The sequence below is a fragment of the Agromyces luteolus genome (assembly GCF_009729855.1).
GTDB lineage: Bacteria > Actinomycetota > Actinomycetes > Actinomycetales > Microbacteriaceae > Agromyces > Agromyces luteolus.
The window spans coordinates 143,176-150,754 of record NZ_WODA01000004.1 but is presented as its reverse complement, the minus strand read 5'-3'; the positions used below and the strand labels follow the sequence as shown (position 1 = coordinate 150,754).

At 72.3% G+C, this 7,579-nt stretch carries 6 protein-coding genes; 5 read left to right on the top strand and 1 reads right to left on the bottom strand.

Annotation, left to right across the window (positions count from 1 at the left end; genetic code table 11):
* The first annotated feature begins 313 nt into the window (after nt 1-313).
* From GLX25_RS03550 to GLX25_RS03540, 3 genes are read left to right on the top strand one after another with little or no spacing between them, the layout of a single operon-like run.
* Nucleotides 314-1,921, top strand: a complete 1,608-nt coding sequence (locus GLX25_RS03550; RefSeq protein WP_420837637.1) for a xylulokinase — start codon at nt 314-316, stop codon at nt 1,919-1,921.
* 58 nt (nt 1,922-1,979) lie between these two features.
* Nucleotides 1,980-3,503, top strand: coding sequence for an L-arabinose isomerase (araA, locus tag GLX25_RS03545; RefSeq protein ID WP_155840831.1), 1,524 nt, complete (start codon nt 1,980-1,982; stop codon nt 3,501-3,503).
* Between the two features lie 11 nt (nt 3,504-3,514).
* Nucleotides 3,515-4,687 carry a LacI family DNA-binding transcriptional regulator gene (locus GLX25_RS03540; RefSeq protein WP_240898125.1) on the top strand — a complete coding sequence of 391 codons (1,173 nt, stop codon included), beginning with the start codon at nt 3,515-3,517 and terminating at the stop codon, nt 4,685-4,687.
* A gap of 127 nt (nt 4,688-4,814) precedes the next feature.
* On the opposite strand, the gene GLX25_RS03535 is transcribed toward GLX25_RS03540, so the two are convergent.
* A complete protein-coding gene (locus GLX25_RS03535) occupies nt 4,815-5,195 on the bottom strand; it encodes a glyoxalase superfamily protein (RefSeq protein ID WP_155840830.1) in 381 nt (126 codons plus the stop codon).
* A gap of 238 nt (nt 5,196-5,433) precedes the next feature.
* On the opposite strand from GLX25_RS03535, the gene GLX25_RS03530 reads away from it, so the two are divergent.
* Both GLX25_RS03530 and GLX25_RS03525 read left to right on the top strand, forming a co-directional pair.
* Complete coding sequence (locus tag GLX25_RS03530; protein ID WP_155840829.1) at nt 5,434-6,021, top strand: HhH-GPD-type base excision DNA repair protein; 588 nt, start codon at nt 5,434-5,436, stop codon at nt 6,019-6,021.
* 484 nt (nt 6,022-6,505) lie between these two features.
* Nucleotides 6,506-7,489 carry an ABC transporter substrate-binding protein gene (locus GLX25_RS03525; protein ID WP_205719818.1) on the top strand — a complete coding sequence of 328 codons (984 nt, stop codon included), beginning with the start codon at nt 6,506-6,508 and terminating at the stop codon, nt 7,487-7,489.
* Nucleotides 7,490-7,579 lie beyond the last annotated feature (90 nt).

The following is a 7,579-nucleotide window of genomic DNA, read 5'->3' as shown; positions in this document are numbered from 1 at the left end:
GCACCTAACAGGCAAGGTGTTGCAACGACCGGCAGAAAGCGCCTGGCATCCGCCCCTCGTCGTCGTCGCGCGCACGCGCGAGCTCGGCGGGGTCGTGCGCCGTGAAGGAGATTCGCGCGGGCGCGCCGGGGGACTGCGGCGCGTCGAGCGGAATCTCCTGATGCGTGCACGCGGGGCGGCGGAGCGGGGCGGCGGAGCGGGGCGGCGGCGGAGGGGTGCGGCGAAGGGGATCGCGAGCGCTTGGCCGAACGGGTCGTTAGCGCTAACATTGGGGATTGTTAGCGCTAACGAACCCCAGTGGAGACGCACGACGATGAGCGAGACCATGACCACGGATGCCGCGCGCGCGGCGATCCTCGAGGGGCGCACGTCGCTCGGCATCGAGTTCGGTTCGACCCGCATCAAGGCCTGCCTGGTCGGGCCCGATCCGACCGAGGTGCTGGCCGTCGGCAGCCACGAGTGGGAGAACGAGTTCGTCGACCGGCGCTGGACCTACTCGCTCGAGTCGGTCTGGTCGGGCCTGCAGGCCGCGTACGCCGACCTCGTCGCCGACCTCCGTCGGCGCCACGACGTCGTGCCCGAGACGTTCGGTGCGATCGGCGTCTCGGCGATGATGCACGGCTACCTCGCGTTCGACGCCGACGGCGAGCTCCTCGTGCCGTTCCGCACCTGGCGGAACACGTCGACCGGCCCGGCCTCCGCGGAGCTCAGCGAGCGGTTCGGTCTCAACATCCCGCTGCGGTGGTCGATCGCGCACCTGCACCAGGCGGTCCTCGACGAGGAGCCGCACGTGCCCGAGATCGCGAGCGTCACGACCCTCGCCGGCTACGTGCACTGGAAGCTGACCGGTCGCAACGTGCTCGGCGTCGGCGACGCGTCCGGCATGTGCCCGATCGACTCGGCGACGAACGACTACGACGCGACGCTCATCGCCGCCTACGACGAGCTCGTCGCCTCGCGGGCGCCGGGCCTGAAGGTCGCCGAGCTGCTGCCTGAGGTGCTGCCCGCGGGCCGCGTCGCGGGCTCGCTCACCGAGGCCGGCGCGGCGCTCCTCGATCCGACGGGCGCGCTCCGCGCCGGCATCCCGTTCTGCCCGCCCGAGGGCGACGCCGGCACGGGCATGGTCGCGACGAACGCGGTCGCGCCGCGCACCGGCAACGTCAGTGCGGGCACGAGCATCTTCGCGATGGTCGTGCTGGAGCATCCGCTCGCGAACGCCCACGACGAGCTCGACCTCGTGACGACGCCTGCGGGCGATCCTGTCGCGATGGTGCACTGCAACAACGGCGCGAGCGAGCTCGCGGCGTGGGCGGGCGTCTTCGGGCGGTTCGCGGCGGCCGCGGGCGTCGAGCTCGACGGCGACGCGGTGTTCGGCGCGCTGTTCCGCGAGGCGCTCGAGGGCGAGGCGGATGCCGGCGGGCTGCTGGCCTACAACCAGTTGGCGGGCGAGCCCATCGCCGGGCTCGAGGAGGGGCGGCCGATGGTCGTCCGAACGCCCGACAGCCGGCTCACGCTCGCGAACCTCATGCGCGCGCAGATCTACGGCGTGTACGGCACGCTCGCGCTCGGCATGCGCGTGCTGCACGACGAGGGCGTCGGCCTCGACCGCATGACCGCCCACGGCGGCATCTTCCGCACCGCGGGGGTCGCGCAGCGCTTCCTCGCGGGCGCGCTCGACGCGCCCGTCGCGGTCGGCGAGACCGCATCCGAGGGCGGCGCGTGGGGCATCGCGGTGCTCGCCGCGTACCTCGCGCACACCGACGAGGCCGACCTCGGCACGTACCTCGACCAGCGCGTCTTCGCGGGCGCGGCGATCGACGTCGCCGAGCCCGACCCGACGGATGTCGCCGGCTTCGCCGCCTACCTCGACCGCTACGCGGCGGGCCTTGCCGCCGAGGCGGCCGCCGTCGCGGCGCTCTGACCCGCGCCCCGAGGCATCCGCCAACCGCACTCGAATCCAGCACCAGAAGGACACGCACATGACCCGCACCCCGCTCACCACCTCGCTCGACGGCTACGAGGTCTGGTTCCTCACCGGGAGCCAGCACCTGTACGGCCCGGAGACCCTCGCGCAGGTCGCCGACCAGTCGCGCACCATCGCCGAGGCGCTCGATGCGGCATCCGACGTGCCCGTGAAGGTCGTGTGGAAGCCGGTGCTCACCGACTCGGCCGCGATCAGGCAGGTCGCCCTCGAGGCCAACGCCGCGCCGAACGTGATCGGCGTGATCGCCTGGATGCACACCTTCAGCCCCGCGAAGATGTGGATCGCCGGCCTCGACGCGCTGCAGAAGCCGCTCGTGCACCTGCACACGCAGGCGAACGTCGAGTTGCCGTACGCCGAGATCGACTTCGACTTCATGAACCTGAACCAGGCCGCGCACGGCGACCGCGAGTTCGGGTACATCCAGACCCGGCTCGGCGTGCCGCGGAAGACGATCGTCGGGCACGCCTCCGACCCGCGCGTGCAGCGCGAGCTCGGCACGTGGCAGCGTGCGGCGGCCGGCCTCGCGGCATCCCGCAGCCTGAAGCTCGCGCGCTTCGGCGACAACATGCGCTACGTCGCCGTCACCGAGGGCGACAAGACCGAGGCCGAGCTGCGGTTCGGCGTGCAGGTCAACACGTGGGGCGTGAACGAGCTCGCCGACGCCGTGCACGCGGCATCCGATACCGACATCGACGCACTCGTCGCCGTCTACGAGGCGGAGTACGACGTCGCGCCGGAGCTGCGGCGCGGCGGCGACCGGCACGAGTCGCTGCGGTACGGCGCCGCGATCGAGATCGGGCTGCGCTCGTTCCTCGAGGAGGGCGGCTTCGGCGCCTTCACGACGTCGTTCGAAGACCTGGGGGCGCTTCGCCAGCTTCCCGGACTCGCGGTGCAGCGCCTGCAGGCCGAGGGCTACGGCTTCGGTGCCGAGGGCGACTGGAAGACCGCGATCCTCGTACGCGTCGCGAACGTCATGGGCGCGGGCCTGCCCGGCGGTGCGACGCTCATGGAGGACTACACCTACGACATGACGCCCGGCGACGAGCTGATCCTCGGCGCGCACATGCTCGAGGTGGCGCCGTCGATCACGACCGCTCGACCGAGCCTCGAGATCCACCCGCTCGGCATCGGCGGCAAGGAGGACCCGGTGCGCCTGGTCTTCACCGCCGACCCCGGCCCCGCCGTCGTCGTCGCGCTCTCCGACATGCGCGACCGGTTCCGCCTCACCGCGAACGTCGTCGAGAACGTCGCGCCGCGCGAGGCCCTGCCGAAGCTCCCCGTCGGCCGCGCGATCTGGAAGCCCGCCCCCGACTTCCAGACCTCGGCCGCCGCGTGGCTCACCGCCGGCGCCGCCCACCACACGGTCATGTCGACCGCGGTCGGCGTCGAGGTGTTCCGCGACTTCGCCGAGATGGCCGGCGTTGAGCTGCTCGTCATCGACGAGTCCACCGACCTGCGCGAGTTCGGGCGCGAAGTACGGTGGAACCAGGCCTACTACCGACTGGCGCAGGGCCTCTGAAGGAGGGCCCCATGAGCAGGGCGGATGCCTCGGCGCGGGTCGGCGACGACCCGGTCGGGGCGTCCGCGGCGGGTGTGCCGACGGGGGCGGATGTCTCGGGCTCGGATGTCTCGGGCTCGGATGCCTCGGGGCCGCATGCCTCGGGGTCGGATGCCTCGGGCTCGCCATCGGCGCCCGGGTCGGCGGGCGTGCCGACCATGTTCGACGTCGCACGGCACGCGGGCGTCTCGCACCAGACCGTCTCGCGCGTGCTCAACGACCTGCCCGGCGTGGCCGCCGCGACCCGGGAGCGCGTGCGCGAGTCGATCGCGGCGCTGAACTACACGCCGTCGCCGACGGCCCGGGCCATGGCCCAGCGCAGGTCGGGTTCGATCGGGCTGATCCAGGCCGGACGCCCCGACTACGGCCCCTCGAGCGCCGCGCTCGGGTTCAACGAGGCGGCCCGCGAGGCGGGGTACGCGGTCAGCCAGGCGAGCATGCGCACGCTCGACGCCGACGTGCTCACGCAGGCCGTGCACCGGCTCGTGCTGCAGCGGGTCGAGGCGATCGTCCTCATCTCGGGCGAGCGCGAGGGCATCGACGTGCTGCGCGGCATCGACGCGGGCGTGCCCGTCGTGGCCGTGGCATCCGAGCCCGAACCGGGCCTGCACCGCGTCTCGTTCGAGCAGGCGGCGGGCGCCCGCCTCGCGACGGAGCACCTCATCGGGCTCGGGCACCGGCGCATCGCGCACGTCGCGGGCCCCGCCGACTCGATGGACGCCGCCGAGCGCCGCCGCGGCTTCGCCGCCGCGCTGGAGGCGCACGGGCTCGAGGTGCGCGATCCCATCGTGGGGGACTGGCTCGCGGCATCCGGCCACGCGGCGGGCCGACGCCTGCTCGCCGACCGGTGGGCGACCGCCGTGTTCGTCGGCAACGACCAGATGTCGCTCGGCCTGCTGCACGCCTGCCACGAGGCCGGCGTCGCGGTGCCCGACGAGCTCAGCGTCGTCGGGTTCGACGACATCCCCGAGGCCGCGTTCTTCACGCCGCCGCTCACGACCGTGCGGCAGGACTTCGACTCGCTCGGCCGCGACATCATGGCCACCGTCGCCGACGTGCTGCGCGACGAGGCGGCGGCGCCCGACCGCACCTCGCGGGTTCCCGAACTCGTGGTGCGCGCGAGCACGGCGCCGCCGCGCGGCTGACTGCTCGTGCCGCACGCGCCTGCCGTACGCTCCTGCCGGATGAGAATCCGGGGGACGAGCGCTCGTGCGGGGCTGAGGGCCGGATTCTCATGCGGTGGCGTTGCACCGGCCGCGCGGCATCCGTTCGTCAGGCTGCGCCGTAGTCGGGCAGCTGCTGCAGCGTCCAGCGGTTGCCGTCGGGATCGCGCAGCGAGATGAAGCGGCCCCACGCCTGCTCGTCGACTCCCTCGGCCTCGACGCCCTTGGCCCGCAACTCGGCGAGCACCGCGTCGGCGTCGGCGATGACGACCTGGATGACGTCGAGCGACCCCGGCTCGAGCGTGTTGCCGAGGCCTTCGCCGAAGGCGATCGAGCAGGCCGAGCCGGGCGGGGTGAGCTGCACGAAGCGCAGGTCGTCGCTCACGCGCTGGTCGTGGTCGGCGTTGAAGCCGAGCTTGTCGACGTAGAACGCCTTCGCCCGGTCGACGTCGGTCACGGGCACGTGGATGAGCTCGATCTTCCAGTCCATGGTGGTCCTCCTGTTCGGGCCGGGCCGGGGATGCCCCGGCTGGGCTGACGCGATCAGTGTCGCGCACCATGCGGCCAGTTCCTGTCCGGAATGCGCAGGGCGTCGAACTCGCGCCGGCCCGTGGTCGGAGATTCTGAGTGGCGCGCCGTGCGCGTCCGGCGTGTCGCGAGGATCGTCCGACGACCGGCTGCCGAGGGCGCGCGCCGCGACCGCCCGCCGGACCACCCCCGGTGGGAGGATGGACCCCATGACCACGCTCAACATCACCGGGGATGCCGCTGCCGACGACCTGCTGGGCAGCGACGCGTTCGCACTGCTCACGGGCATGCTGCTCGACCAGCAGGTCGCGATGGAGACGGCGTTCGCCGGGCCGGCGAAGATCCGCGACCGCGTGGGCACGATCGAGCCCGCGGAGATCGCGGCGGTCGACCCGGAGCGGTTCGTCGATGCGTTCAAGCAGCCTCCGGCCGTGCACCGCTACCCGGGCTCGATGGCCGGGCGCGTGCAGGCGCTCGCCGCGGCCGTGCGCGACGACTGGGGCGGCGACGCCGCCGCGATCTGGACGCAGGGCGACCCCGACGGCGCCGAGGTCCTGAAGCGACTGAAGGCGCTGCCGGGCTTCGGCGAGCAGAAGGCGAAGATCTTCCTGGCGCTGCTCGGCAAGCAATGCGGGCTCGAGGCGAGCGGATGGCGCGCCGCCGCCGGACACTACGGCGACGAGGGGTCGTACTCCTCGGTGGCCGACATCGTCGACCCGGAGTCGCTCGCGAAGGTCCGCGCCACGAAGCAGGCCGCCAAGGCGGCGGCGAAGGCCGCGAAGCAGTAGGCGGCGGCTGCCGCATCGTGCGGCTGCGCACCGGGTGCGCGATTCGGCGACCCCCGCGCGGTCGCGCGCGTGCGCGCTCGTCGCGAATCCGCGCACTCGGCGGGTCGGCGTTCGTCCGCCTCGGGGCCCCGCGACCGCCCGTACGCGCCACGCGCGCGCGGTCGCGACGAGCAGTCCGGTCGACTCGCGAACCCGCGCCGCATGGCGTGCGCGTGGAAGATGAGCGATCACATCGGGTCTGGGCGGTCGTGGCACGCGAACGGATCGACGGCGATGGCGCAGCGCGATTCATTGCTTGATCAGGCAATCTCAGTCCGACCGGTGGCACCGTGACGCCGTGATGCATCCGTTATCGAAATCACACTTGTGAGCGCTCACTTGTGAGCGCTAACATTCCAAACGCGGCCCGAATGAACCGGCCGCCCGGCGCACCGAGACTCCGCAGCAGCCCAGACGCCGGCAGTGAACAAGGAGGTTCCAGCTGATGAAGAAGCTCATCGGCATCGCCGCCGCCACCGGCGCGATGCTCCTCGCCCTCACCGGATGCGCCACCAGCGGCGACGCCGCGGCCGAGGGTCCCAAGCCGCTCGACGAACTCGTGGTCGGATTCGCCCAGGTCGGCGCCGAGTCGGGTTGGCGCACGGCCAACACGAAGGACATCCAGGCGTCCTTCGAGGAGGCGGGCATCGAGCTCAAGTTCTCCGACGCGCAGCAGAAGCAGGAGAACCAGATCAAGGCGATCCGCTCGTACATCCAGCAGCAGGTCGACGTCATCGCGTTCTCGCCCGTCGTCGAGACCGGCTGGGACGCCGTGCTCAACGAGGCGAAGGCCGCCGGCATCCCCGTGGTGCTCACCGACCGCGCGGTCGACTCGCAGGACGACTCGCTCTACGTGAGCTTCCTCGGCTCCGACTTCGTCGAGGAGGGCGAGAAGGCCGGCCAGTGGGTGCTCGACGAGTACGCCGACGCGTCCGAGCCGGTGCAGATCATCCAGCTCGAGGGCACGACGGGCGCCGCGCCCGCGATCGACCGCGCCGAGGGCTTCGCCGAGGTCATCTCCGCGAACCCGAACCTCGAGGTCGTCGCCAGCCAGACGGGCGACTTCACCCGTGCGGGGGGCAAGCAGGTGACCGAGGCGCTGCTGAAGTCGAACCCCGACGTCGACCTCATCTACGCGCACAACGACGACATGGGCCTCGGTGCGATCGAGGCGATCGAGGCCGCCGGCCTGGAGCCGGGCGTCGACATCAAGATCGTCACGGTCGACGCGGTGAAGGACGGCATGCAGGCCCTCGCCGACGGCAAGATCAACTTCATCGTCGAGTGCTCGCCGCTCCTCGGGGCGCAGCTCGTCGACATCGTGAAGCAGATCAACGACGGTGAGACGCCCGAGAAGCGCATCATCACCGAGGAGACGACCTTCACGCAGGAAGAGGCGATCGAGGCCCTGCCCGCTCGCCAGTACTGACCCGGTCCGGCGGGCGCCAGCGGCGCCCGCCGGCCGGCCCGGGTGCGCGGTCGTCCATGCCGCGCACCCGTACACTTCGTCCCACCCGCG

What these genes read in the sequence shown, in the direction of transcription:
- GLX25_RS03550 (WP_420837637.1), top strand. Translation starts at nt 314, where the DNA reads ATGAGCGAGACCATGACCACGGATGCCGCGCGCGCGGCGATCCTCGAG.
- araA (WP_155840831.1), top strand. Translation starts at nt 1,980, where the DNA reads ATGACCCGCACCCCGCTCACCACCTCGCTCGACGGCTACGAGGTCTGG.
- GLX25_RS03540 (WP_240898125.1), top strand. Translation starts at nt 3,515, where the DNA reads ATGAGCAGGGCGGATGCCTCGGCGCGGGTCGGCGACGACCCGGTCGGG.
- GLX25_RS03535 (WP_155840830.1), bottom strand. Translation starts at nt 5,195, where the DNA reads ATGGACTGGAAGATCGAGCTCATCCACGTGCCCGTGACCGACGTCGAC.
- GLX25_RS03530 (WP_155840829.1), top strand. Translation starts at nt 5,434, where the DNA reads ATGGACCCCATGACCACGCTCAACATCACCGGGGATGCCGCTGCCGAC.
- GLX25_RS03525 (WP_205719818.1), top strand. Translation starts at nt 6,506, where the DNA reads ATGAAGAAGCTCATCGGCATCGCCGCCGCCACCGGCGCGATGCTCCTC.